Annotated in this window: 25 protein-coding genes, 1 tRNA gene and 1 other annotated feature; of the genes, 9 read left to right on the forward strand and 17 right to left on the reverse strand. The window is 61.7% G+C overall.

The features are described 5' to 3' along the window. Positions 1-22: 22 nt before the first annotated feature. From ABNP46_RS04670 to ltnD, 6 genes are all read right to left on the reverse strand, one after another. Positions 23-1,528, reverse strand: a complete 1,506-nt coding sequence (locus ABNP46_RS04670; protein ID WP_349921266.1) for a GntP family permease — start codon at positions 1,526-1,528, stop codon at positions 23-25. Next, entirely contained in the window at positions 1,525-2,475 is a 951-nt protein-coding gene (gene denD / locus ABNP46_RS04675) for a D-erythronate dehydrogenase (RefSeq protein WP_349921267.1), read from the reverse strand. Before denD ends, ABNP46_RS04670 begins: the two co-directional genes overlap by 4 nt. 41 nt (positions 2,476-2,516) lie before the next feature. Continuing rightward, a complete protein-coding gene (gene otnI / locus ABNP46_RS04680; RefSeq protein WP_349921268.1) occupies positions 2,517-3,290 on the reverse strand; it encodes a 2-oxo-tetronate isomerase in 774 nt (257 codons plus the stop codon). A 61-nt stretch (positions 3,291-3,351) separates the two neighbouring features. After that, positions 3,352-3,984, reverse strand: coding sequence for an aldolase (locus ABNP46_RS04685; protein WP_349921269.1), 633 nt, complete (start codon positions 3,982-3,984; stop codon positions 3,352-3,354). Further along, positions 3,977-5,227 (reverse strand): 3-oxo-tetronate kinase, encoded by a 1,251-nt coding sequence (otnK, locus tag ABNP46_RS04690; RefSeq protein ID WP_349921270.1) that lies wholly within the window; start codon positions 5,225-5,227, stop codon positions 3,977-3,979. The genes ABNP46_RS04685 and otnK overlap by 8 nt, the downstream gene beginning before the upstream one ends. After that, a complete protein-coding gene (gene ltnD / locus ABNP46_RS04695; RefSeq protein WP_349921271.1) occupies positions 5,224-6,132 on the reverse strand; it encodes an L-threonate dehydrogenase in 909 nt (302 codons plus the stop codon). Before ltnD ends, otnK begins: the two co-directional genes overlap by 4 nt. Positions 6,133-6,377: 245 nt before the next feature. Between ltnD and ABNP46_RS04700 the strand changes: the two genes are divergently transcribed. Then, the gene (locus ABNP46_RS04700; RefSeq protein WP_349921272.1) at positions 6,378-7,166 is read left to right on the forward strand and encodes a DeoR/GlpR family DNA-binding transcription regulator; all 789 of its coding nucleotides are present in this window, start codon (positions 6,378-6,380) and stop codon (positions 7,164-7,166) included. Positions 7,167-7,186: 20 nt separating this feature from the next. Here ABNP46_RS04700 and ABNP46_RS04705 read toward each other — a convergent pair whose 3' ends face one another. From ABNP46_RS04705 to ABNP46_RS04720, 4 genes are all read right to left on the reverse strand, one after another. After that, positions 7,187-7,333 (reverse strand): entericidin A/B family lipoprotein, encoded by a 147-nt coding sequence (locus ABNP46_RS04705; RefSeq protein WP_349921273.1) that lies wholly within the window; start codon positions 7,331-7,333, stop codon positions 7,187-7,189. Positions 7,334-7,373: 40 nt separating this feature from the next. After that, entirely contained in the window at positions 7,374-8,444 is a 1,071-nt protein-coding gene (locus ABNP46_RS04710; protein ID WP_349921275.1) for a PQQ-dependent sugar dehydrogenase, read from the reverse strand. A 116-nt stretch (positions 8,445-8,560) separates the two neighbouring features. Continuing rightward, positions 8,561-9,385 carry a polyphosphate kinase 2 gene (gene ppk2, locus ABNP46_RS04715; RefSeq protein ID WP_434476190.1) on the reverse strand — a complete coding sequence of 275 codons (825 nt, stop codon included), beginning with the start codon at positions 9,383-9,385 and terminating at the stop codon, positions 8,561-8,563. Positions 9,386-9,672: 287 nt separating this feature from the next. Next, positions 9,673-11,793: a TonB-dependent siderophore receptor gene (locus ABNP46_RS04720; RefSeq protein WP_349921277.1), complete on the reverse strand. Its 2,121-nt coding sequence runs from the start codon at positions 11,791-11,793 to the stop codon at positions 9,673-9,675. 122 nt (positions 11,794-11,915) lie between these two features. Here ABNP46_RS04720 and ABNP46_RS04725 point away from each other — a divergent pair, with 122 nt between their 5' ends. Further along, on the forward strand, positions 11,916-12,800 hold the full coding sequence (locus ABNP46_RS04725) for a LysR family transcriptional regulator (protein WP_349921278.1): 885 nt from the start codon (positions 11,916-11,918) through the stop codon (positions 12,798-12,800). A 41-nt stretch (positions 12,801-12,841) separates the two neighbouring features. Here ABNP46_RS04725 and ABNP46_RS04730 read toward each other — a convergent pair whose 3' ends face one another. The 4 genes from ABNP46_RS04730 to ABNP46_RS04745 are packed head-to-tail and all read right to left on the reverse strand — an operon-like array spanning position 12,842 to position 16,702. Further along, a complete protein-coding gene (locus ABNP46_RS04730) occupies positions 12,842-13,651 on the reverse strand; it encodes an ABC transporter ATP-binding protein (RefSeq protein ID WP_319872978.1) in 810 nt (269 codons plus the stop codon). Beyond that, positions 13,648-14,688, reverse strand: coding sequence for a FecCD family ABC transporter permease (locus ABNP46_RS04735; protein ID WP_349921279.1), 1,041 nt, complete (start codon positions 14,686-14,688; stop codon positions 13,648-13,650). Before ABNP46_RS04735 ends, ABNP46_RS04730 begins: the two co-directional genes overlap by 4 nt. Continuing rightward, positions 14,688-15,710 (reverse strand): FecCD family ABC transporter permease, encoded by a 1,023-nt coding sequence (locus ABNP46_RS04740; RefSeq protein ID WP_349921280.1) that lies wholly within the window; start codon positions 15,708-15,710, stop codon positions 14,688-14,690. The genes ABNP46_RS04735 and ABNP46_RS04740 overlap by 1 nt, the downstream gene beginning before the upstream one ends. Positions 15,711-15,715: 5 nt before the next feature. After that, a complete protein-coding gene (locus ABNP46_RS04745; RefSeq protein ID WP_349921281.1) occupies positions 15,716-16,702 on the reverse strand; it encodes an iron-siderophore ABC transporter substrate-binding protein in 987 nt (328 codons plus the stop codon). Between the two features lie 168 nt (positions 16,703-16,870). Here ABNP46_RS04745 and ABNP46_RS04750 point away from each other — a divergent pair, with 168 nt between their 5' ends. Further along, positions 16,871-17,440: an MSMEG_1061 family FMN-dependent PPOX-type flavoprotein gene (locus tag ABNP46_RS04750; protein WP_349921282.1), complete on the forward strand. Its 570-nt coding sequence runs from the start codon at positions 16,871-16,873 to the stop codon at positions 17,438-17,440. 373 nt (positions 17,441-17,813) lie between these two features. On the opposite strand, the gene ABNP46_RS04755 is transcribed toward ABNP46_RS04750, so the two are convergent. Then, positions 17,814-17,890, reverse strand: a tRNA-Arg gene (locus ABNP46_RS04755). Positions 17,891-17,940: 50 nt separating this feature from the next. Next, entirely contained in the window at positions 17,941-19,095 is a 1,155-nt protein-coding gene (locus ABNP46_RS04760) for a flagellar assembly protein FlgT (protein WP_349921283.1), read from the reverse strand. 278 nt (positions 19,096-19,373) lie between these two features. Here ABNP46_RS04760 and ABNP46_RS04765 point away from each other — a divergent pair, with 278 nt between their 5' ends. Further along, on the forward strand, positions 19,374-19,994 hold the full coding sequence (locus tag ABNP46_RS04765; RefSeq protein WP_349921284.1) for a FlgO family outer membrane protein: 621 nt from the start codon (positions 19,374-19,376) through the stop codon (positions 19,992-19,994). 13 nt (positions 19,995-20,007) lie between these two features. Further along, positions 20,008-20,433, forward strand: a complete 426-nt coding sequence (locus ABNP46_RS04770) for an LPP20 family lipoprotein (protein ID WP_349921285.1) — start codon at positions 20,008-20,010, stop codon at positions 20,431-20,433. Between the two features lie 293 nt (positions 20,434-20,726). Here the strand turns inward: ABNP46_RS04770 and pheA are convergent, their stop codons facing one another. After that, positions 20,727-21,899: a prephenate dehydratase gene (gene pheA, locus ABNP46_RS04775; RefSeq protein ID WP_349921286.1), complete on the reverse strand. Its 1,173-nt coding sequence runs from the start codon at positions 21,897-21,899 to the stop codon at positions 20,727-20,729. Positions 21,900-21,937: 38 nt separating this feature from the next. Beyond that, positions 21,938-22,059 (reverse strand) — a sequence feature (Phe leader region). A gap of 185 nt (positions 22,060-22,244) precedes the next feature. Here pheA and ABNP46_RS04780 point away from each other — a divergent pair. The 4 genes from ABNP46_RS04780 (at position 22,245) to ABNP46_RS04795 (ending at position 25,470) form a co-directional block, all read left to right on the forward strand. Beyond that, positions 22,245-22,844 (forward strand): HAD family hydrolase, encoded by a 600-nt coding sequence (locus tag ABNP46_RS04780; RefSeq protein WP_349921287.1) that lies wholly within the window; start codon positions 22,245-22,247, stop codon positions 22,842-22,844. Positions 22,845-23,002: 158 nt separating this feature from the next. Next, entirely contained in the window at positions 23,003-23,842 is an 840-nt protein-coding gene (locus ABNP46_RS04785) for a hypothetical protein (RefSeq protein WP_349921288.1), read from the forward strand. A gap of 93 nt (positions 23,843-23,935) precedes the next feature. Beyond that, a complete protein-coding gene (locus ABNP46_RS04790; RefSeq protein WP_349921289.1) occupies positions 23,936-24,514 on the forward strand; it encodes a DUF3157 family protein in 579 nt (192 codons plus the stop codon). Between the two features lie 326 nt (positions 24,515-24,840). Continuing rightward, complete coding sequence (locus ABNP46_RS04795; protein ID WP_349921290.1) at positions 24,841-25,470, forward strand: autotransporter; 630 nt, start codon at positions 24,841-24,843, stop codon at positions 25,468-25,470. Positions 25,471-25,545 lie beyond the last annotated feature (75 nt).

A 25,545-nucleotide genomic window follows, 5' to 3' on the forward strand; every position in this document is an offset into this window, starting at 1 on the left:
AGTGGGTGTGTGGAGTGAACCCTTATGACTCCCGGCTCGCCACCGCACCTGTCGCAGGGGCCAGGGATTGGCCCTTGACGTACCAGACGATGAGCGCCAGCACCAGCAGCGGCAGCACCGGGTCAAACCAGGTGCCACCTGAGCCGAACATCAGGTTCAGCAGGGCGACGCCGGTGCCGCCGATGGCCCAGGCGATGGTGGTGGGAATGGACCAGACGATCATCTGCTGTTTCACGTCCGAGATCCCCATCATGCGGTTGACCACCCAGAACAGGCTGTCGTTGAAGTAGCCGAAGAAGAGCGAGCCCATGGTGGCCGCCTGGGCCGCCAGCAGCATGTTGACCCCGGGGATCTGGGCCAGTATGGGAGCGGAGATGGAGGCCGCCGTCACCATGGCCACGGTGCCGGACCCCTGGATGAGGCGCACCAGGGTCGCGACGATGAAGGGGATCAGGATGGGGGATATGGGCAGCTGGGCAATCTGCTCCGCCAGTTGCTGGCCTGCGCCGCTGTCACGCAGGACGGCGCCGAGCGCACCACCGGCACCGGTCACCAGCAGGATGATGCCGGCCGATTGCAGCCCCTCTTCCAGGCGGGCGGCGGTGGCGTGCCTGTCCATGTGGGGCACCAGGGTATAGACCGCCAGCAGCACGCTGATGGCCAGCGCAATGATGGGGGTGCCGATGAAGTTGACGCCCTGCACCAGCGGGTTGGCGGCCAGGTTCTCCATGCCTTCCAGGGTGGCCAGGGTGGTGAAGATGGCCTTGAGGAAGATGAGCACGATCGGCACCAGGATCGGCAGCAGCGACAGGGTCAGGCTCGGCAGGCTCTTGCCTTCTTTCTCCTTCAGATAAGTGTCGTAAGTAGCCTGCAGCTCATCCGGGGTTTGGGCGACCTGGGCGGCAAATTCGGGGTACTTCTTGTCCAGCCACTGGGCATAGAAGACGATGCCGAGCACGCAGGGGATGGCCAGCGCCATGCCCATCAGCAGCATGGCGCCGATGTCCACGCCAAACAGACCGGCGACGCCGAGCGGCCCCGGGGTCGGCGGCACGGTGTGGTGGGTCACCACCAGGCCGCCTGCGAGGGCCACGCCGAGGGTGAGCAGGGAGCGCTTGCCGCTTTTCGCCAGAGCCTTGGCGACCGGGTAGAGGATGACGAAGGCGGAATCCACGAAGATGGGGATGCTGACGATGTAGCCGGTGATGGCCAGCGCCCACTCTTCACGGCGTTTGCCCAGCCACTTGATGAAGCTGTAGGCGATCTGCTCGGCTGCGCCGGAGACCTCCAGCAGACGGCCCATCATGACCCCGAGGCCGATGACGATGCCTATGCTGCCAAGGGTGGAGCCAAAGCCCTGGGTGATGACGGTGAGGGTCTTGTCGATGCTCATGCCGCCCGTGATACCGGCGATACAGGCCGCCGCCAGCATGGCGATCAGGGCGTGTACCCGGGTGCGAACCACCAGGAAGACCAGTACGAATACGGCGATGATAAGGCCGATGATGGGGGTTGGGATGTCGCTCATGATGCCTCCTGCATGTCATGGGTGATGAAACTGTCGATGATGTCGGCAAACGTCCTGTCTGCCGTGAAGCCGAGGGCATGGGCCCGCTGGTTGTCGATGCGACCGGGCCAGCTGGCGACGATGCGCTCCACCGCGGGATCTGCGGCAAATTGCACTCGCTCCCGGGCCGCGGCGCCACCCGTACGGCCGAGGGCCTCCAGCATCTCGCCGACGGTCACGCTGATGCCGGGCAGGTTGACGCTGCGCCAGTCACCGGTGGCAGGCAGGTTGGCCGCCAGCAGGAAGTTCGCGACCACGGTGGCCGGGCTCGACAGCCAGAGCCGCAGATCCGTGCTCACCGGGCAGATGGCCTGCTCCCCTTGCAGGGGCTCGCGGATGATGCTGCTGACAAAGGAGGAGGCAGCCCGGTTCGGCTTTCCCGGCCGCACGCAGATGGTGGGCAGGCGCAGTACCAGGCCGTCCACATAGCCCTTGCGGCTGTAGTCGTTGACCAGGAGTTCCCCCATGGCCTTCTGGGCACCATAGGAGGAGGTCGGGGTCAGCGCGGTGCCGTCGTCCACCAGGGCCGGCAGGCGGCCGCCGTAGACCGCCAGCGAGCTGGTGAAGATGAAGCGGATGCCGGGCTTGGTATGACGGCAGGCCTCCAGCAGGGTGCGGGTGGTGTCCAGATTCACCTTCCAGCCGAGATCGAAGTCCTGCTCCGCATGGCTGCTGACGATGGCCGCCAGGTGATAGACGATGGCGGTCTGCTCGCCGATGAGGGACTCAGCCACGCCGGGGGCGGTGAGATCCGCCTGCAGGCAGCGCACCCTGGCATCCGGGAGTGGCGCCTGGGGCAGCTGGATATCCACCAGCAGCAGTTCGGTGAAGGGGTGTGTGCTTTTCAGCAGGGCTTTGGCCAGTTTCTGGCCCAGGAAGCCACCACCGCCGGTGATGATGATTTGCATCTCGTTATCCTCAGACTCGTTCGTGTGTAGGTTGTGTTTTTTTATTGTTGGGACAGCCAGCCGAGCCCTTCACGGGTGCCGGCTCTGGGGTTGTATTCGCAGCCTATCCAGTCGTGGTAGCCAGCCTCGGCCAGCGCCTCGAACAGATGGGGGTAGGCGATTTCCCCCTCGTCCGGCTCGTGACGATCCGGCACAGAGGCTATCTGGACATGGCCGATGGCCGGGCCCAGCTTGCCGATGAGGCGGGTGAGATCCCCATCCATGATCTGGGCGTGATAGAGATCGAGCTGGACCGCCACATTGGGTCTGTCTATCTCCTGCACCAGGGCCAGGGCATCGAGCTGGTGGGCCAGGAAGTAGCCGGGCACGTCCCTGTCGTTCAGGGGCTCGAGCAGCACGCGGATGCCATCTTCGGCCAGGTAGTCGGCGGCGAAGCGGATGTTGTCGACCAGGGTCTGGCGGTGGGCCGCCAGGCTATGGGCCGGGTCGACGATGCCGCTCATGGCGTGCACCTTCTTGCAACCGAGCGCCAGGGCGTAGTCCCGCACCATGGGCAGGTGGGCGCGAAACTCCGCCTCCCGCCCCGGGATGGCGGCCATGCCGCGCTCCCCCGCGCCCCAGTTGCCCGGCGGCATGTTGAACAGCGCCTGGGAGAGCCCCTGCTCGCGCAGCTGGCGGCCCAGTTCGGCGGCGGGCCAGTCATAGGGGAAGAGGAACTCCACCGCCTCGAAGCCGGCGCGGCGCGCCTCGGCGAAACGCTCGAGGAAGGGGACCTCGGTAAACAGCATGGTGAGATTGGCAGCAAATTTGCTCATGGCATGATGTTCCTCAATGCGGTGTTGTCATATCGGGTCAGCGGGGCACAGCAGGCTCTGCTCATGGTTTCATCCTCCGGAGTTCATCGATTTCGTGCTCGCTCAGGTAACGGATGGACTGGCCGTGCAGCAGCAGGGCGAGACGGGCCGTCTCTTCCAGCTCTTCCATGTTGTTGACCGCATCGATCAGATCCTTGCCCATCACCACGGGACCGTGGTTGGCGAGCAGGAAGGCCTTGCCATCTTGTGCCCGCTGTCCCAGCTCCTCGGCGATGCGGGCATCCCCCGGCTTGTAGTAGGGGATGAGCGGCAGCTGGCCGACCCGCATCACGTAGTAGGGGGTGAAGGGGCGGATGACGTTGGCAGGATCCAGCCCGTCCAGGCAGGAGAGGGCGGTGAGATAGGTGCTGTGCAGATGCACCACGGCCCGGCACGCCGGATTGTTGTGATAAAGCGCCAGATGGAACGCCACCTCCTTGGAGGGGCGATCCCCATCCAGGTGCTCCCCCTGCAGGCTGACCCGGGAGAGGCGCTCGGCGCTCAGGCGACCGAGGCAGGAGCCGGTGGGGGTGGCGATCAGGGTGCCATCCGGCAGCAGGGCCGAGAGGTTGCCCGCTCCGCCTGTGGCGTAACCACGCTGGAAGAGAGAGGCCCCCAGCATCACCATGGTGTCGCGCAAGGCTTGCTCAGTCATGGAAGAACTCCTGTGCCTTGGTGAAGAACGCCTCATCGCCGAAGTTGCCAGACTTGAGGGCCAGGGAGAGGGGGACATCTGTGGCACGCACCCAGGGCACCCCGGGGGCGATTTGCGGGCCGATGTGGAAGGCCTTGACCGCGAGGGCCTGGGTGATGCGGCTCGAGGTCTCGCCACCGGCGATGATGAAGCCATCCACCCCGGCGCCGCACAGCAACTGGGCGAGCCGGGCGAAGCAGTGCTCCACCGCCTCGCTTGCCGCCTGCTGGCCGTGGCTCTGCTGGATACGGGCAAGATCGGCCGGGCTGGTGGTGGCATAGATCATGGGCGCGGGGGCGGCGGGCTGCGCCAGCACCCAGCGGGCGAGCTCCTCGGGATAATCCGGGCGGCCGAGGCAGGCATCCACGTCCAGCGCGAGAGCAGGGGCCTGCTCGCGGTAACGGGCCACCTGGCGGTTGGTCATCTCGGAGCAGGAGCCCGACAGCACCACGGCACGTGTGGCGCGGGGCCAACCCGCTTCACGGGCTCCCTGCAGATCGCCACGACTGAGGGCGCGGGCCAGGCCGATGGCGAGACCGGAGCCGCCGGTGAGCAGCGGCAGCGTCAGGCTGGCGCTGGCGATACCCAGCAGGTGCTGTTCCGTCAGGGTATCCACCACGGCGTAGCGCACCCCCTCGGTCTGCAGTTGCTCGAAGGCGCTGGTGATGGCCTCGGCACCCTGCGCTATGGTGGCGAAGGGAACCAGACCGGCGCGGCCAGCGGCCTGGGACTCCATCAGCCGCAACAGGTTGCTGTCCTGCATGGGGGTGATGGGGTGGTGGCGCATGCCGGATTCGGCGAGCGGCTGGGATCCCACGAACAGGTTGCCCTGATAGACGGTGCGACCGTTGACCGGCAGGGCCGGGCAGATCAGGGTGAAGTCACTGCCAAGAGCCGCCAGCAGGGCGTCGGTGACCGGGCCTATGTTGCCCTGGGCCGTGCTGTCGAAGGTGGAGCAATATTTCTGGTAGATGCGCGGGCAGCCACGGGCCTTGAGCCACGCCAGCGCCGCCAGGGAGTCGCGCACCGCCTCGTCCACCGGGCAGGAGCGGCTCTTGAGGCTGATGACGATGGCATCCACCTCGGGCAGATCATGCTCTTCCGGGACGCCTGCGAGCTGCAGGGTCGAGAGACCGTTCTCAACCAAAAATCCTGCTATATCGGTAGCGCCGGTGAAATCGTCTGCAATGACCCCGAGTTTCATGGTGTTTCCCCCTGTCCCGGCAGCTGGATGCCGGAGAACGTCTTGATGACGGCGCTGTCGTCCTCCTGGCCGTGACCGGCGTTGCTGGCGGCGAGGAACATGTTCAGCGCCGTGCTGGCGAGCGGCAACGGGAAGTGCAGTGCCTTGGCCGTGTCTGCCACCAGATTCAGATCCTTGACGAAGATGTCCACTGCGGAGCGGGCCTGGTAGTCGCCGGCCAGCACGCGCGGCATGCGGTTTTCGAACATCCAGGAGTTGCCGGCGGCGTGGGTGACCACGTCATACATGAGGTCCAGAGAGATGCCCGCCTTGCTCGCCAGCGCCATGGCCTCGGCGGCCACGGCGATGTGCACCCCGGCCAGCAGCTGGTGAATGATCTTCACCGTGCTGCCCTGGCCGGGTTCGCTGCCGACCCGGTAGACCCGGCCTGCGACCGCGTCCAGCACCGGATCCAGCTTGTCGAAGGCCGCCTCGGCCCCCGCCGCCATGACGGTCATCTCCCCCGCATCGGCCTTGATGGCGCCGCCGGAGACGGGGGCATCCAGCATCAGCAGCCCAAGCTGCCCCAGCTCGTCGGCGAGGGAAGCCGCATCCGCCGCCGAGATGGTGGAGGAGATCATGACGGCGGTGCCCGGTTTGAGATGAGGGGCCAGCCCTTCCTCCCCCAGCAGGATGCGGCGCACCTGGGCGGCGTTGACCACCAGCAGCAGGACGGCGTCCAGCACCTCGGCCAGCGGTCTGGCGTCGGCCATGACGGCGGCGGCTCCGGCTTGCTGCAACTGGCCGCGGGCCGATTCACTGAGATCGATGCCATAGGTGGTGAGCCCGGCCCGCAGGCAGGAACGGGCGGCGCCCATGCCCATGGCACCCAGGCCGATGACGGCGACGTGGAAGGGAGTGCTCATCTTGTGATTCCTCGGTTACGACTGATGAGCCGATAGTAGAGGCTTGTGGCGATGAAATATCAGGCGGTTGTCACAAAAATTAACTATTTGTGTGTTAATTTTTGTTATTTCGTTGGGGTTGGATTTGTATGAGTCACGATTTTATGTGAATAAATGTGATTTGTGAGCTGCTTCGAGCTTATTTATCATTTTTTCCCATGTCACTGGGGTAGAATGACCCCCTCTTTTCCCAAGGTGTGAACCCCATGATACCCGTAGAGCGACAGCAACAGATCCTGCACCTGCTGGCAGAGCGCGGCGTGGTCAGCATAGTGGAACTGACCGACCTGCTGCAGGTCTCCCACATGACCATCAGGCGGGACATCCAGAAACTGGAGCAGATGGGGCGGGTGCTCTCGGTGTCGGGAGGGGTCAGCCTCTCCCAGCGGATCAAGAGCGAGCCCTCCCATGCCACCAAGCGCAGCCTGATGCAGGGAGCCAAGCTCGCCATCGCCCGGCTGGCGGCGGCCCAGGTGGCGGAGGGTTGCACCGTCTATCTGGATGCGGGGACCACCTCCCTGGAGCTGGCGCGCGAGCTGGCGCTGCGAGAAGATCTCATGGTGGTGACCAACGACTTCATGGTCTGCGCCTACCTCATCGAGCACGGCCGCTGCCGGCTCTACCACACCGGCGGCCAGGTCATTCGTGACAACCAGTCCTGCGCCGGTGAGGCGACCGCCCACTTCCTGCGCAACCTGCACCTGGACGTGGCCTTTCTCTCCTCTTCCTCTTGGGACGGGCAGGGGATCTCCACCCCGAGCGAGCAGAAGGTGCCGGTGAAACGGGCGGTGGTGGAGTCGGCGGCGAGCCGCATCCTCATCTGCGACTCGTCCAAATATGGCAAGGTAGGGACCTTCAACGTGGTGGGCTGGGATGCCATCGATCAGGTGATCACCGACGATCAACTGCCGGACAGCGCCCGGGAGCTGCTGGCCCAGCACGGGGTCAAGCTGACCATGGCCCCCCTCACCATGGCGGCGGCAGGCACGGACTGAGGGTCGGGATCTGCCGCTGCTCAGCGGGCCGTTTCGTCCGCGAGCTTGGCGGATCCCTGAATGACTTCCCCGGCCCGCTCCACATCCCGACCCATGCCGTGAATGGTGTTGCAGCCCAGCAACCAGAGGCAGGCGCACAGTATCAGCAGGTGTCGACGCTTGTTCATGATTCCTCCTTGCGGCCCTTGGCCAGCGTTTTCATCCGGATCAGGGGGTCAGCCGCAGCAGCCGCCCCTTGCCCGAGTCGGTCAGCAGATAGAGGGCGCCGTCAGGCCCCTCCTTGACGGTGCGGATCCGCTCCCCCAGGTCGGTGAGCAGCCGCTCCTGCGAGACGACCTTGTCCCCCTCCAGGCTGAGCCTCATCAGGGACTGACCGCGCAGGGCGCCGACGAAGAGATCTCCCTGCCACTCCTTGAATAGCGTCCCCTGATAAAAGGTCATGCCGGAGGGGGCGATGGAAGGTACCCAGATCCACAGGGGGGCCGTCATGCCGGGGGCACTCTGGCCCGTGCCAATCTTGCCGCCCCCATACTCCTCGCCGAAGGTGACCTTGGGCCAGCCGTAGTTGTGGCCGGGCTGGATGAGGTTTATCTCGTCACCCCCCTGAGGGCCATGCTCGTGAGTCCAGAACTGCTGGTTGCCGGGGCGCAGGGCGGCCCCTTGCATGTTGCGATGGCCCAGGCTCCAGATCTCGGGCAGGGCCCCGGCCGTCTTGACGAAAGGGTTGTCGACGGGGACCCGGCCGTCCCTGTGGAGGCGCACCGTCTTGCCGAGGTGGTTGTCGAGACTCTGGGCCCGCTCCCGCTCTGTGTAGCGATCGCCCAGGGTGATGAAGAGGTAGTCATCCATCAGCACCAGCCGGGAGCCGAAGTGGGCACCGCCGGCTACCTTGGGTTGCTGGCGAAACAGCGGTTGCCAGTCCATCAGGGTATCTTTTTGCAAGCGGGCACGGGCCACGGCGGTACCGGCCCCTCCGTCACCGGGCTCGCTGTAACTGAGATAGAGCCAACCATCCCCATCCAGGGCGAGATCCAGCAAGCCTCCCTGACCCTGACTGGCGATGGGCGGCAGGCCGGAAATCTGATGGCGCTCTCCCTTGGCATCGATGTGCAGCAAGCGGCCGGGCCGCTCGCTCACCAGCATCTCGCCATCCGGCAGGAAGGCCAGTCCCCAGGGATGGGCAAGATCGGTTGCGATCGGCGTCAGGGTCAGGGCCCGCAACGGAGTGGCGAGGCAGATCAGCAGCAGGGCAAGCAGTCGAACGGAGAGTGAAAACAAAGGGATATCTCCTCTCAAGATCCTGGTGTGGTCAACATCGGCATGGCTGAAGTGTAGAGGGAAAGGGACGACACAGGATGTGACAAGCCCCTTCACGGGCAGGGGCTGGCTGGGGATCAGAACAGTTCCGGCACGTAGCGGAAGGGGTGATCGGTGGGCTTGGCCTTGCCAATCTTGCGCTTGGGCAGCTTGACGTGATCCACCGGCAGCTCCTCATAGGGGATGTGGGCCAGCAGGTGGGAGATGATGTTGAGGCGTACCTTCTTCTTGTCCTCCGAGTGGGCCACGAACCAGGGTGCCCAGGTGGTGTCGGTGGCGGCGAACATGGCGTCCCGCGCCTCCGTGTAGTCATCCCAGCGGTCGAAGGATTTGATGTCCATGGGGGAGAGTTTCCAGATCTTGCGGCCGTCGTCGATCCTGTCTCGCAGGCGACGCTCCTGCTCCTCTGGCGTGACCTCCAGCCAGTATTTCAGCAAGATGATGCCCGCATCGACCATAGACCACTCCATCTGCGGGGTGCTGGCCAGAAACTTGTCGCTCGCCTCCGGGGTGCAAAAGCCCATGATCCGCTCCACCCCGGCCCGGTTGTACCAGCTGCGATCGAAGATGACGATCTCGCCGGCGGCGGGCAGCAAGGGGACATAGCGCTGCATGTAGAGCTGGCTCTTTTCCCGCTCCGTGGGGGCAGGCAGGGCGACCACCCGAAATACCCGTGGGCTGACCCGCTCGGTGATGGCCTTGATGACGCCCCCCTTGCCGGCCCCGTCGCGCCCCTCGAACACGATGCAGACCTTGAGCCCTTTGTGGACGACCCAGCGTTGCAGCTTCACCAGCTCCACGTGCAGGCGGCGCAGCTCTTTTTCGTACTCCTTGGTGCCAAGGGGTTTGCTCTCTGGCGTCGGCGCCGCCTGTTCTGCCTTGGTTTTCTTCTTGTTGCCCATGATGTCCTTCTCTTGCAGCGATGCCATGACGTCTGGCCACCGATATCGGCGACCGATTTTCTGAGTGTACATGAGGATGCGGGCCATCATAGCCACAGGTGGAGCCAAAGCGGCCGGGATCACAGATTGCCCCGTGCGTCTTGTCTGTGCCGGGCGACATGGTCAGGAAGGAGTATCGCAATGGCTGTGCTCATCCTGGTGGGACTCTGCAGACGGAGTGACGCTGCCAGGGTTACAGGAGACCCATAAAAAAGAGCCGCGATGGCGGCTCTTTAGGGGGGGACGACTTACCAGGCGTAATTGATCGCTGCGTTGAACGCGCGGCCCGGGTTGTAGTAGTTGGCGGTCGCCGAGCCGACCACGTACTGCTTGTCGGTCAGGTTGGAGACATTGAACGACAGGTTGGCATCCTTGGTGATGCGGTAGGCGAAGGCGGCATCCAGCAGGGTGGCGGCTTCACTCTTGGCGGTATTGTCCGGGTCGAAGTAATAGCTGCCAACATAGCGGGCACCCAGGCCGACATCCATCGTCTCGATGGGCAGGGTGTAGTAGCCCCACAAGGACGCGGAGTGGTTCGGCGTGCTGGCAAACTCATTCCCTTCCAGGGAGGCGCCGGAGCGCGTGGAGCCGCGCACGACCTCGGACTTCATGTAGGAGTAGCCGCCCGTCAGGTTGAAGTTCTTGGCCACTTCCGCCTTCATCTCCAGATCAAAGCCTCTGACCCGGGTTTCACCGACGGTTTCCCGCTCTATGGTGCCGTTGTCCTGAACGATGGCCATGGTGACATCTTTTTTGTTCAGGTCGTAAATGGCGGCAGAGAAGAGGGCGTTGACCGACTCAGGCGCGTATTTCACCCCCAATTCAAGCTGCTCGCCGCGCTCGGGTTTGACGCCGATGGCGGGAGGCGCAACTGACTCAACCTGGCTGACATAGGTGGACCACTCCTGGGTCAGCTTGTAGGTCAGAGCCGCCCGCAGCGAGGTCTCGGAGAAGTCATCGCTGCTCTCCACGTCGCTGATGTCGCGGCTCGACAAGTCCATGTAGTCATGGCGGGCACCCAGGGTCAGGATATAGCGATCGTCCAGCGAGAGGTTCTGCTGCAAGAAGGCCGAGGTGGTCTGGTAGTCCTGATCGTTCTTGCTGTAGGGGGCACCGATGACGGGAACACCACTGTAGACCGGATTGTCGATGTTGATGGGGCTGGCCGAGCCATAGACGGATTGATCCTTGCTCGAGGCATCGCGATACTCCAGCCCGATCAGGGTGCTGCTGTCGATGCGGCCGAAGTTTGCATCGTATTGCAGCATGGTGTTGCCGATCAGCTCGTTGGACGAGGTGTCGGTACCGAAGTAGTAGCGGGAGACATCACTGCCGGTACGACCGGCGAAGTCGTAGAGGTAGATATACCCGAAGTTGTCCTTCAGATCGCTGTAACGCAGGTTGGCGCTCAGCTTGAGATCACTGGAGAAATAGTGGGTGAGCTGGGCACTGACGTTGGTCCGTTCTACATCGTGCTTGTTGTAGTCAGGTTCGCCATAGAAACTGCTGCGATCATACTCTTTATCCAGAGGATATCCGCCGCTGTTCGGGGTGGAGTCCCGGCCGAGGTAATCGATGATCAGGCTGGCCGTGGTATCCGCGGAGGGCTGCCAGGTCAGGCTGCCCATCACCAGCTGGGAGTCATCTTTCGAATGATCGTATTCCAGCTCCCCCTTCTTCAGCTTGGTGGTGAAGCGGTAGGCCAGGGTCTTGTCTTCGTTCAGTGTGTCGCCAAAATCGACCCCGATCTCTTTGCTGTCAAACGAGCCATAGGAGATGTAGCCGTCACCGAAGCGCTTGAACTTGGGGCGCTTGCTCACGAAGTTGACCGAGCCACCCGGATCGGCCGGGCCAAACAGGGTCGAGTTGGCGCCGCGGATCACTTCCACGCGCTCATAGGCGTAGGGGTCTTCACGCACGCCACGCATGGATCCCAGGGTCAGGCCATCGCGATAGGTGGTGGCCTGGAAGCCACGGATGGTGAAGTAGTCGTTGCGATCATCCGAGCCATAGTAGTCGGTGACCAGGCCGGGGGAATACTGCAACACCTCTTCCGTGGTGGTGGCGTTGCGCTGGTTGATCTCTTTCTCGGTGATCACGGAGACAAGGGCCGGCGTATCCAGCACGCTGGTAGCGACCTTGCCGCCCACCCACAGCTCCTTGGAGACGGTCGTCTCACTATCGTCCGATACCGGCTGGCCATAGACTGTGATGGTGTTGATGCGATAGGCCTCGGTTTGCTGATCGTCGACCTTGTCCTCCGCGTAGGTGAATCCTGAGCAAGTCAGCGCAGAGGCGCAACATAACCACAGGTATTTGATCTTATAGCGATTTATAGGTGAGAGAGTGCCACTGCTAGTATTATTCATTCTGTCCGGTTCCGTTTGACAAGCTTTTAACGTTGTGATAACGCAAATGATAATACTTGTCATTTGCAACAAATTAAATTAATATATAAACATCGATTGATGCCGACAGGGAAAGAAGTCGAGTGGAATTACGTCAGCTGAAGTACTTTCTGGCCGTTGCTGAAACGCAAAATATCCGTTCAGCTGCCCAAAGGGTTCACGTCACTCAACCTGCCATCTCAAGAAAGATAAAAGAACTGGAATCCGAATTGGGTGTGCAACTGTTTGATCGCCTGCCGAGAGGGCTGCGTTTAAACAGGGCGGGAAAGGTCTATCAGAAGGAACTGGGGGCCATCATTCGTCAAATTGACGATGCCAATGAGAGAATGCGCCAGTTTACCCATACGGAATATGGTTCGCTCACACTGGGTGCGCCGGATTTCGTATTATGGGAAGGCGAAGTCACACAATGTGTTAACCAGTTTCACCACACCAATATCGAGGTCGAACTGGAAGTCTACTCGGATACGCCCATGGTGTTGCTAAAACGCCTAGAGCTGGACCAGATAGACGGCGCCTTCTTGTATCACTTCCCTGAACTCCCCTCTGAATATGTGGTGCAACCGATCGCACAAGATAAACTCGTGCTTGCCTACCCGGCCAGTTGGGATATTCATATCCCGTGTTCCATCACGGTCGAAGAGTTGAATCAATTCTCTGCCGTTCGTCTGCCCAGAACCACGGATCCCAATTACTACGACTGGCAAGAGGCATTATTCCAGGAGATGGAATGGCGGCCGGAAGTTACCCAATGGGCGCACGGTGAAGGCACCATGCTGGGATTGGTTGCCTCTGGCAATGGCGTCGCCATCGTCAATGAACGCCACCTCAGTCGTCAATCAAAAATGATCCGCTATACCTCCCTGGATATTCTGCCCCAGACGACACCACTGCACTTCATTTATAAACACACCTCCGACAACCCTGCACTCAGCACCTTTCTCGAACTCCTGTCTCAGCATGAATAAATAATGCCCATCGTGTTGCGATGGGCATTATTTTGCGATGTTTACAGGGATGTATTCTGCTTGTGGCGTCCGATCGGGATCATCATGGGAATATGCGAGATCGGATCTTGAATAATATGGCTATTCAAGCCGAAAACCGTCTGGATCATCTCTCTGGTGAACACCTTTGGCGGCTCGCCATGGATGTGAACCTGGCCATTCTTCATCGCCAGTAAATAATCCGCATAACGTGCTGCCAGATTGAGATCATGCAGCACCATCACTATGGTGACGCCGCGCTGCAGATTCAGATCGACCAGCAGATCCAGCACGTCTATCTGGTGGGTGACATCCAGGAAGGTGGTCGGCTCGTCGAGCAGCAAGATGTCCGTCTCCTGGGCCAGGGCCATCGCTATCCATACCCGCTGGCGCTGCCCCCCTGACAGCTGATCCACGTCCCGGTCGATAAGATCTGCGGTCTTGGTCAGCGCCAAGGCGTTGGCCACGGCTTCATCATCCCGGCTGCTCCAGCGGGACATGAACTGATGGTGGGGGTGGCGCCCTCGTCCCACCAGATCCCCGACCGTGATCCCCTCGGGTGCGATGGGAGATTGCGGCAAGAGTCCCAGGGTGCGGGCCAGCATGCGGGTCGGGGTGTGATGAACCGATTTCCCGTCCAGCAGGACCTGCCCCCGGGTCGGGGCCAGCAAGCGGGACAGGGTACGCAGCAGCGTCGATTTGCCACAGGCATTGGCCCCGACAATGGCGGTGATCTTGCCTGGCATGATGTCGAGATTTACATCCTGCAGGATGGTTTTTTCACCGTAGCCAGCAGACAACTGCTCAACCACCATGCGATGAGCGATGGTCACAGCGCACCCCCTTTACGATTGACACGGATGATGAGATAGATGAGGTACGGCGCCCCCAGGGCCCCGGTGACGACACCAACGGGATAACGGCTTGGCAACAAGAACTGGCCAATATAATCCCCTGCCAACACCAGGCTGGCGCCCACCAGGGCCGCCGGAATGAATAGAGAGCCGTTCGTACCGACGATGCGTGCCGCAATCGGGCCGGACAGGAAGGCGACGAAGGCGATGGGGCCGGTTACCGCCGTCGCGACGGCAATCAGCCCGACGGCGCAGATCATCACCACGAGACGTGTCAGCCCGATATTCACCCCCAAGGCCGCGGCCGTGTCTTCCCCCAGCCGCAAGGCTTCAATATCTTTGCCGCGATGCAGCAACAGACCGCCGAAGACGGCAAGGGAGCACAGCAGGGGCAAGGCCTGATGGAGCTGGACCGAGTTGACGCTCCCCGCCAGCCAGCGCATCGCCTCCTGCAGATCCCAGGAGTTGGCCTGGGAGAGCAGATAGGCGATGAAGCTTTCGATCATCGCCGATACGCCAATGCCGATGAGGATAAGGCGGGTGCCGGCGACCCCGTTGCAGTAGGAGAGCCCGTATACCGACAGGGCCACCGCCAATCCGGCCGCGATGGAAAAGAGTGCGATGGAGGATCCATCCATCTTGAGTACCACGATGGCAAAGACGGCGGCGGCGCTGGCACCCGATGAGACGCCGACGATATCCGGGCTGGCCAGCGGATTGCGCAGCATGGTTTGAAACACGACCCCGGCCAGGCCAAAGCTCATCCCCACCAGCAGGGAGATCAGCGCGCGAGGCAGGCGCAGTTGCCCCACGGTGAAGCTGGCCCCTGGCACCTGTTCACCGGTCAGCACTTGCCAGACGACGGAGGGCGGGGTGTAAGACTGCCCCAGCAGCAGGGTGAGCCACCAGGCTGCCGCCGAGAGCAGCAACAGGGTGAAGGCGATGCCCATCCAGCGGCGGGATCGTTGCAAGCGTACCGCTTTTACCTGACGGATCAGGTTCACTCGCTCATTCATCACAGCTCCCTGACCCGTTGACGACGGACCACCCAGATGAAGAAGGGGGCACCGATGAAAGCCGTTACCACCCCGACGGCCAATTCGCTGGGCCTGGCGATCAGGCGACCGACGAGGTCTGACAGCACCAGCAGGCTGGCGCCGCCGAGGGCGGAGAAGGGCAGCAGCCAGCGGTGATCCACCCCGACCAGCAGCCGACAGAAATGCGGAACAACCAGGCCCACGAAACCGATGGGGCCACAGATGGCGGTGGCGGCGCCACACAGCAGGATGGCACCGAGCCCGGCGCTCCCTCTGGCCCAGGCCACGTTTTCACCGAGGCCGGCGGCCAAGTCATCCCCGAGGGCGAGGGAGTTCAGCTTTCTTGCGGTCGCCAGGGTGATCACCAGGCCCGCCAGCATGAAAGGCAGCACGAATTGCATCGCCTCGAAGGTGGCCCCGCCGACCCCGCCGATCTGCCAGGAGCGGACACCGCCCGCGATGTCGTTGCGCGGCAGGACTACCGCCAGCGTAAAGCAGGAGAGGGCGGCGGAGGTGGCGGCGCCAGCCAGCGCCAGCTTCAGAGGGGTGGCCCCGCCCCGGCCCATGGAGCCGATGGTGTAGACGAAGGCCGCCGTCACCGCGGAGCCCAGAATGGCCATCCACACGTAGCTGTGCAGCTGCTCGATCCCAAACCACGCCAGGCCAATCACCACAAAGAAGGCCGCCCCTATGTTGACCCCGAGAATGCCGGGATCCGCCAGCGGATTGCGGGTGATCCCCTGCATGACGGCGCCGGACAGGCCCAGGGAGGCGCCAACGATCACCGCCAGCAGGGTACGGGGAATGCGCATGGCGACGGCGGCTTCCCCCACGGTATCGATCTGCCCCTGCAGCGCGCCGGTGATCTCGGCCCAGGAGACATCACGGGTGCCGAAGGTGACCGAGAGCAGGCTGAGCATGAGCAGTACCAGCACCAGCAGCAACAGGCTGGTTGAGCGGTTCAGCAGCGGGGCGGAAGAGGCATGGCGTTTCAATGGCATGCCGCTCATTTCACCTTGCGAGCAGCGGCTGCCAGCGCCTCCAGATAATCGTCGAGCACCCAGGAGATGGACAACGGCGTCGGATTCGCCGCCGTCGCCAGCGTCCCGCCACCCAGCATGACCATGGAGCCCTGCTTGACGGCCCGCATCTTGGCCATCAAGGGGTTGGCAGAGAGCGGATCGAGCAAGGCCTTGCCGCCATAGGTGACGAAGATGTCGACGTCATCGAAGGCATCGACCTGCTCGATGCTGGCCTCCCCGGAGAACTGCCCGGAGCGGCTGAGCGCCTCGATGCTGCGAGGGGAGGCGAGACCCAGATCGGCAAAGAATTTGACGCGGGAATCGTTCGCCGTATAGAAGCGCAGCACGCTCAAATCGGTGGGGTCTAGGTGGGTAATGAACATGGCGGTCTTGTCGTGCAGCTCGGGATACTTGGCAAGACGCCGGGCAATATCCTGCTCGATCTGCGCAATCAAATCCTCTCCCTCTTGCACCATGCCGAGACCCAGGCTGTTGATGCGGATCATGCTGCGCCAATCCGTGGCCCAGGGGGCATCGGGGTAGGCAACCACGGGGGCAATCATGCTCAGGGTGTCATAGTCCGAGCGGCTCAGCCCGGAATAGGCGGCCAGGATCACGTCGGGCTCAGTGGCGGCGACGGCTTCAAAATCGATGCCATCCCCCTCGTCGAATAATTTGGGAATGGGGGCATGCAATGAATCCAGTTGAGCCTTTACCCAGGGCAATACGCCATCCCCGTCATCATCACCAAATTTCGCGGCCGCAAACCCCACCGGCACAATACCCAGCGCCAGCGGAACTTCATGATTGGCCCAGGCCACCGTCGCCACCCGTTGTGGTTTTTTCGGTATCACGGTGGTGCCAAAGGCATGAGTAATGGTGATGGGATAACTGACATTATTTTCAGCCAGACACAGGGTGCTGGTCAGTGCCAATACAAGGGTGATGACAATCGCTTTAACATTAAACATCAGTTTTGCTTCTACTCAATCGAATCACTATTTGATTGCAGGGGTGGCTGGGGGCTCGTTATCATGAGCGCGATTATGATAATGGAAACTATTAGCAGTTAGAAGTGAGCCGAAAGTCAGTGTCATTTACAAATAGTTCATGACCGATAACCAAAGAGAATGCATGTGATGAGTCAGATAACCACACTGGAACAACTGAGGGAACTTTACAGCCTGCCGGCGCCGTTGGCGGTGGCGAAAGACCTTCACCATATCGATCAACATACCCGGACATTCATCGAGAACAGCACCCTGTTCTTTCTGGCTTCCCACACGAAAGAGGGCTTTCTGGACCTGTCCCCCCGGGGGGGCGATGCGGGGTTTGTGAAAGTATTCGATGACAAGACTCTGGGCTTTCCCGACAGTCCGGGAAATAACCGTCTGGACACGCTGACCAATTTGCTCGAAAACCCGAAAGTCGGCCTGTTGTTTGTGGTGCCGGGTATCGAAGATGTCGTCAGAATTCGGGGGACGGCATCCATTCATGCCGATGAAGCGAGCCGTGAAATATGCCTGGATGGCAAGACTGTGCCCAAGCTGGTTATCAAGGTCTCTATCGATACCCTGTTATTCCATTGCCCCAAGGCACTGATGAAAGGGGGGCTCTGGAATAAAGACAATTACCAGCAGCGTGATTTCCTGCCATCCCTGCTCAAGATCATTCAGGATCAGCAGATTGAGAAAAACGAGCGAAGCTGAAACGGATTGTTATTTCATGGTGGGTGAGAAAAATAATGAATTCATTATCTGTACCGGTGCAATGACCCGGCATTGAAATATATCGACGATTATTTTCAGGATTAATGAAAAGGGCGAATGCTCGCCTGTGGAATGCAGTTTCATCAGTGCGCCAACGCATATGGCCGGAAGGTAATGCGCTGAGAGCGCGGTGAATGACACGGAGTGATGAGAGGACGCCGCGAGCGTATCGCGGCGCTCCTGTCAGCGAGGCCCGCACTGGCACTTCAGGCCGCGCATTCCTCTGCTGGAAGACGCCAAGGGGATGGCTCGTGGCGCTTGTCCAAAACGACCAAGGGGTTGGCATCTGATGGTGCCAACCCCTTGCTTTATATGGTGTTCCCGACTGGAGTCGAACCAGTGGCCTGTCCCTTAGGAGGGGACCGCTCTATCCTGCTGAGCTACGGGAACCTTGTGGCGGGCATTATACAAGAAGCCGCCCGCTTTTAAACCCTTGATTCCTATTCCAATACCGCCAAATCGCCGACCTGGATGTTAAACGGCGAATATTTGTTCTGACTGCTGATGACGGCGCCATCCTCGAACACCTGCACCACCTCGAACAGGCCATCGGCCGGGTTGCGCATGACGCGGGACTTGCCATACGGGTCGACGAAGTCGGCGCTGTGCTGGACGCGGAACTGATCCCCGAGCTTGACCCCGTTGCGCCTGCCCAGATTGATGTGGGGGCCGCGCTCGTGCTGGCCGACGATGCGGGCGGTGACCTGGGCGCAGGAGAGCTCGGCGATGATGTCGCGGGCCGCCTCCTGCAACTGGTAATTCACCTCCTGGCCATAGCTCGATTGCCAGAACTGGCCGCTGTTGCTGCCGACCTGATCGCGCTTGGAGAAGGTCCACTCGGCGCGCCCCTTGTACTCCTTGCGACCGAGCAGGCTGCCGTTGATGCCGTCGAACAGGTAGAGCTGCATGCGGAAATTGCGGATGGGATCCTTGTACCAGCGGGTCAGCTCATTGCCCTGGGGCTCGAGGGAGAGATCGTCGATGCTGCCGAGCACCAGGTACTGGCTGTCGGTGCGCAGGCTCAAGGCCTTGAGCTCCTCCAGCACGCTGCGATCCCCTTGCTGCAGATGCAACGGGTCGATGCGCAGATTCTCGTCCAGCCACTGGCGGGCGACGACCCCCTGCGGTGCGGCGGCCAGGGTCTCGAACAGCTGGCGGGAGAGATCGGCCGGCATATCGTCGAGAGCGCCCGGGCTCGCCTGATCCGGGTAGCGCATGCGCAGGCGTACCAGCGTCAAATCCTTGGCGTAGTGCTGGGTCTGGCAGAGCTGGCGTTCCGCCAGGATGTCGGCCTGCACCGTGATGTACATGCGGCCGTTGCGCACCTCTTCCCGCTTGAGCCGATACTGGCGAATGTCGCCACCGGAGCGGATCTGGATCTGCTCAGAGCGCAGGCTGCCGTTCTCCAGCCGCTGGATGCTGGAGACGGCGGCGCCGCTCGCCAGCAGCGCCTGGCGCAGGGCATCCCGGGTCGCCTGCTCGCGGGCATAGGCCTCATCGCCGCCGATGATGGCGGCACTGCCCTGGGCCTCGATGATCTCGGCCCGGGCCGACAGGCTGGCCAGCAGCAGGGTTAACAGCAGCGCAACTCTCATATCAGATACCTTGAATAGACGGACCACATCGGCCGTTGCCAACGGGGCGCAGGTCGACCAACGGCCTGCACCGGCAGGCCTATGTCATTGCCCGAAATAAAAGCAAGATCCATGCCTCATTCTTCGGGATCGCCGCCAGGTCAGGGCCGAGGCCATCTGGCGCCAGGTAACGGGATCCGCTTCTGCGGATCCGGCGCGATCCTCGGCGCAATTCGGGCCTCAAGTGTTGGCCGCCGCGACCGATAACAGAGTCAGGTGTAGATACAGGAAAGGTATCAATGAACAGATTCTTCACGGCGTTGACCCTGGCGCTGGCATTGGCCGGCTGCGGCTCCGCCGACCCCATCAACCGGGATCAGGGCGACCCCAGGCAGGCGGCCAAGGGGATGGAGCTCAACTGGCTGGTGGCGCGCATGACCGATCAGCTGATGGAGCGCAAGTCCCTCACCACCCTGACCGAGCCCATTGCGGTGGCTTCCTTCGTCGATCTCGACACCCTGAAGGACACCAACTGGATGGGCCAGCAGATCGAGGAGAGCTTCATCTACGAGCTGAACCGGCGCGGTGAGGTGGTGGTGGACTTCAAGACCACGGGCAACATCCAGGTGACCCCCCAGGGGGATTTCGTGATGAGCCGCAACTACAAGGATCTCTCCTCCCGGCTGCCCATCTCCCGCATCCTGACCGGCACCTTCAGCCGCAATTCGCAGGGGATCCTGGTCAATGCCCGCATCATCGACCTGCGGACCAAGATGGTGGAGACCACGGCCCAGAGCCTGATCCCGCAACAATATCTGTCCGGTGCCAGCAACTCGTTTGGCCGGGCATCCGTCAACCGGGGTTACCTGATGCGGGGGGGCCAGAGCCCGTCCGGCCATCTGGTCAACCTGACCCCCTGATGAGGAAGATGCGATGAAAATCCTGTTGGGCTGCCTGATGGCAATGCTGTTGACCGCCTGTAGCGGGAATCGGGTCGTGAACTACGACGTGGCGCAAAAGCCGGACGATTTTCCCGTGCTCAAGGCGGTGGGCTACGCGGTGATCGACATCCAGCCGGGCCCCTCCCAGTCCGAGAAGATGCTGCAGGCCATTCGTGCCTCCAAGATGGATGCCTACCGGGAGCTGGCAGAACAGCTCAACGGTCAGCAGGTGCGGGGCAGCAGCAGCTACAAGGATCTGACCCAGACCGCCAACTCCCTGGACGTGTCGGTGGCTGGCGTGGTGCGCGGTGCCCGGGTGGTGGCGACCTATCCCCGTGGCAACACCTATGCCACCGAGATGGAGCTCGATACCCGCAATCTCTATAGCCTCAACCAGCTGATGGCGGGCCAGTTCTAGGGGCGGTCAGTCACCATGCAAAAAGGCGAGCCCGGGGCTCGCCTTTTTGCTGTCCGGGATCTGGCCAGCCCGGCGCCACGTGAGCGCCAGCACCGCATCCCGCGCACCTGAGGGCTGTGCAGGTTGTCCATTTTGTATCAAAAAACTAAATGCCGGGGGCTTGCCGTTTAATTTTATTAAACGATCCGGCGGGTGTGAGCATGGGGTACAAGCAGAGGCAAGCTCAGGGAGAGAGGGGCGGAGAGTGAAAAAGCGAGGCGAGCCATTGGCTCGCCTCGCGCATTGGGGGCGGCTTAGCTGCCCATCAGCACCGGCGGCACCGTGGTCGGCTTGACGTCTTCGCTCGGGTAGCAGCCCAGCACCTTGATGTAGCGGGTGATGGCGGTCAGCTCCAGCAGGGCGGCCTGCATCTCCGGGTTTTGCAGGTTGGCGGAGACATCCAGGTAGAACATCTCCTCCCAGGGGTTGCCCTGCACCGGCCGGGATTCCAGCTTGGTCATGTTGATGTCATGGCTGCGCAGCACCAGCAGCGCCTCCACCAGGGAACCGGGCTTCTGGGAGGTGGACATGATGAGGGTGGTCTTGGCCGGGATCTGGGACGCCACGTCGATGGGCTTGCGCGCCACCACGATGAAGCGGCTGTAGTTCTCTTTCTGGTTGGCGAGTTGCTCGGCCAGCACATCCAGGCCATAGAGCTCACCGCCGGCGGCGCTGCCGATGGCGGCGGCGTCCGGGCTTGCCAGCTCTTTGACCTTCATCATGGCGCTGGAGGAGGAGTCGCAGATCTCGTGGCGGGCCCCGTCCAGCTTGCCGAGGTAATGGGAGCACTGCTGGAACACCTGGGGATGGGCGTAGAAGGTCTTGATGCGAGAGAGTTCGGTCGGCACCGCCGTCAGGATGCAGTGCTCGATGGGGTAGGTCAGCTCACCGACGATGGAGAGGGTGGTGTGCTGCATCACGTCATACACCTCGTTGATGGAGCCCGAGCTGGTGTTCTCGATGGGCAGCACCCCGAAGGCGGCGCGGCCGGATTCCACGCTGTCGAGCACCTCGCGGAAGTTCTGGCAGTTCACCTCGATCACCTGATCCTTGTAGCGCGCCAGGTACTTGCGGGCCGCCAGGCTGGAGTAGGAACCGCGCGGGCCCAGATAGGCGACGCTGGTCATGGGCTCCTGCTGCTCGGGGTTCAGCAGGCTCTGCAGATAGGCCTGCTGGGAGAGCACGGAATCTTCGATGATGGTGTGGTAGATGCGGGTGATGTACTGGGCATCCAGGGCGAGGGGGCGGCCTTTCTGGATCAGGGCGACCAGCAGGTCCTGTTCGCGCTGGGTGTCGCGGATGGGGCGGGGATTGGCCTGCTTGGCACGGGCTACCTCGATGCTGAGGGTCTTGCGCTTGGCCAGCAGAGCGAGCAGCTCCTCATCCAACTGGGTAATGTCCTGTCTGATCTCGTCGAGCGTCGCCATTGTGGTTCCCTATCCAACTATTCGATGATGGTGAATGCAAAAAAAAGCCTCCGCTAGGGAGGCTCGGTTCGTCTTTGTTTTCTGTTCATGCGACGACAGGGCCTTCCCTCATGTGGGCCGGATAAACGAGAAAACGAAGAAGAATGGTGCGTGCATGGGTGTGTCCTTGAGTTAACGCCATAAGCATTAAGGGATTTGGGCATCCGATGCAAGTAAAACTTGCCCGCTCCCCTGTGTTGAAGGCAGGGTAGGGAAGCTGGGGCTGGCTGGTGTCAGTGCCGTACTGGTCCCTTTTTCAACATCCGATTTCAGCGGTGTCACAGGCCGCATGCAGGAGGTGAGACGATGGTGATTATCTTCGATCTGGGACGCGTGGTGGTGAGCTGGGATCCGGTGGCCATCGTGCGCTCCGTGATGGGGACGGTGGATGCCGAACGGCTGGCCGAGCGGCTGTTCAATCACCCGGACTGGCTGGAGGTGGACAGGGGCACCTTGTCCCTTCACACCATGGCGCGCCAGGCCGAGGCGCGCACCGGGCTCAGTGCGGCGCAGAACCTCGCCATCCTGCAGGCGGTGCCCGCCTCCCTGCTGCCGGATCCCGCCATGGTGCGCCTCATCGAGGAGTTGCATGGCGCCGGTCATCGCCTCTATGCCCTCTCCAACATGGGCCATGCCAGCATCGACTGGCTGGAGCAGCATCAGACGTTCTGGCGTTTCTTCAGCGGCAAGGTTGTGTCGGCGCGGGTGCGCATGATGAAGCCCGAGCCCGACATCTATCGCTACCTGCTGGTCTCTTTCGATCTCAAGGCCGAGGAGTGCCTGTTCATCGATGACAGTCCGGCCAATGTCAGGGCCGCCGAGGCCCTCGGCCTGCAGGGTTTGATCTTTCTCGACCATAAGATGTGCCGGGATGACATGATTGAGCGCAAATTATTGCCAATCTGAGGGGCGGCATCGCCTCTGTCAGCCGGAAATTTCCTAGCATAAAAAGCATGGAAGGTAAATCTTTTCAGAATAAAAAATGGGTTTACCCTCATTCTTTAAGGGTCTATTCAGCTTTATAACAACAAAATGGTATCCAATTCACCATCCGGAGTCGTTGTATGGATGCCAATGTTGTCATGCTGAATCGGGGATACGATCAGACCTTTCAGGCTAGGGAACAGCGCATCATCGAGACCCTGGCCAGTTATGATGAGCTCGTCGTCTCATTCTCGGGCAGGCTTGCCGCCTGCTACTGCATGGATCTCTGCCGGGCCAGCGGAGTTCGCATTCGCGCCGTCACTCTGGACAGCCCCACTCTCAGCCGCCAGGCGGTGTCACGGGCCAAACGCTACTGTCAGCACCATGGCATCGAGCAGAAGGTGATCCAGACAGACGAGATCCTCATCTGCAACTACCTGGGCCGGCTGGGCAAGGTGATAGACCCCATCCGCTATGTGTGCGAGCTGGCCTCCCTTGAGAGCAACTGGGGCCATCAACCCATACTGCTACCGGCCTCCATCGATGAGCAGCGCTGCTATCTGCAACGCTTCGACAGCCTGCCCGCCAACACCCTCTGGTGCTTTGCCGAGCAGGGGATGACGGATCAGGACTTCCGCTACGGCTTTCACAAGCGGCGGCTGGATCATTGGGGCAAGGGGGGCAACGGTTGCCTGAGCAGCCGCTTCATCGACCCCGTCACCCTGGACAGACACCATCTGCGGATGGTGGACATGGCCGAGCAGATGCTCTCCGACATGGGGCTGGAGGAGGCGCAAGTCTTCTTCCACACCCTGGCGGACCGGGTCACCACCCTGGCCAGGGTGCGGGTGCCCCAGCGGCTGCGGGCCCGGGTGTTCGACATGCAGGGCAGCATCCTCAAGGCATTGAAGAGCACGGATTTCGATCTGGTGACCCTGGACATGACGGTCATCGACGAGCCTCTCGAATGGGTGGTCTGAGTAGTCGATGGCCGGGGCGTGAGGCCGGTCATAGGCAAGGGTCGCCCGACTCTTTATACTGACGGCTTTCGCTTATCTATCGAGCCATCGCCTATGAAACCCTTGTCCCGACTGCTGATCGCCCTCTGCCTCTCCCCCCTGCTGGTGCAGGCCGCCCCCCTGACCCAGGTTACCCTGCCGGACGGCCGCCAGATCCAGCTCAACGATGACTTCACCTGGGAGTATCTGCTGGTCAAACCGGCGGCCCCCGCCGAGCTGGCGACGGGCGCCAAGGGCACAGTCGCGGCCACCACGGTGGCGGTGGCGGCTCCGGTGCTGACCGAGCAGGCGCTGGCCAACCCCGAGCTGCTCTCCCAGGCGACCCGGGACGGGATCACCGCCAAACTGGAGCTGGTGGAGGGGGCTGATCCCCTGCTACTGCACTTCCAGCTGAGCAACACTGGCACCCGCAATGTGGTGCGGGTCAACGGCAGTGTCACCCTGTTCAGCGAGCAGGGGGTGCAGCTTGGCAGCCAGCCCGTGCGCCTCTGGGCCGGTGAGAACCGCCTGCCGGAGTCCTACCTGCGCAAGGGCGAGCAGCGTCCCTCCCGCGCCATCGAAGTGGCCCGCCCCGCCGGTCTGAGCGGCAAACCGCTGGTGAGGGTGCAGATCGACGAGGTGGAATTCCGCTAATACCATCGCGACCATGCTGTAATTCGCTTTCTTTGTGGATAAATCGACCATGAAATCGCGATGGATGCAGATAAATCGCTGCCCACAGGTCGTCATCAGGCCAGGACGTCAACGTCCCGGCCCCTGAAAAGGCGCCGGCAGGGTGAGGGATATAGGGGGTCGCCGGGCCCCCTTTCGCTTGAATGTTGCGTCGGCAATCCCCTGCAATATTTGCTTACATCTGCAATGCTTTGGCAACAGCTTGCCGCTCGGCACCGCGCGCTTTGCCCGTCACAATGACCCCATTCCAGCTAGTCCTCACTAGCTCAACAAATGGAGTCAATCCCATGAAAAAAGTCGCACTCTCCGCTCTGGTTCTGGCCGGTTTCGCTTCCACCTCCGTCATGGCACAGGATGCCTTCAGCTATGCCAAGGGCGCAGCGACCTGGACCCACGCCAAGTCCGACTACGTCGGCGGCAAGGACAGCAACAACCGTGACTTCGGTGGTCTGAGCCTGGATCTCTCCAAGAGCTTCGGCTCCAATTTCTACGGCCGTCTGGGCACCGAATACAGCTCCCGCAACAGCGGCAACGACAGCATGAGCATCTCCAATCTGGGGATGGGGGTGTTCACCCCCCTCAGCACCGGTCTGAACCTCTATGGAGAAGCGGGTCTGATGGGTTACAGCATGGAGCGGGAACTGGCTTCCAACGTGAACGACTCCGGCTGGGACGATATCACCCGCAAGCAGAGCGGCAGCCTGTACGGTGAAGTGGGCCTGCGCTACGACATCGGCGCGGTCGAGCTCTCCACTGGTTATCGCTACGCCAACATGACCGATGACATGCACGATTTCAAAGTGGGCGGCGCCTACAAGCTGACCCAGAACCTGGCGTTGACCGCCGACTACACCTATCGTCACTGGGATCTGCAACAGGGTTCCATCACCAGCCTGGGTGTGAAATACAGCTTCTGATCTTCCTGTCCGTAGTAGTGTCTTGGTTTTTTTGCCCATGGTGTCGACCATGGGCTTTCTTGTTTCTGTGGCCCT

The organism is Aeromonas veronii (genome assembly GCF_040215105.1).
Lineage (GTDB): Bacteria > Pseudomonadota > Gammaproteobacteria > Enterobacterales > Aeromonadaceae > Aeromonas > Aeromonas veronii_G.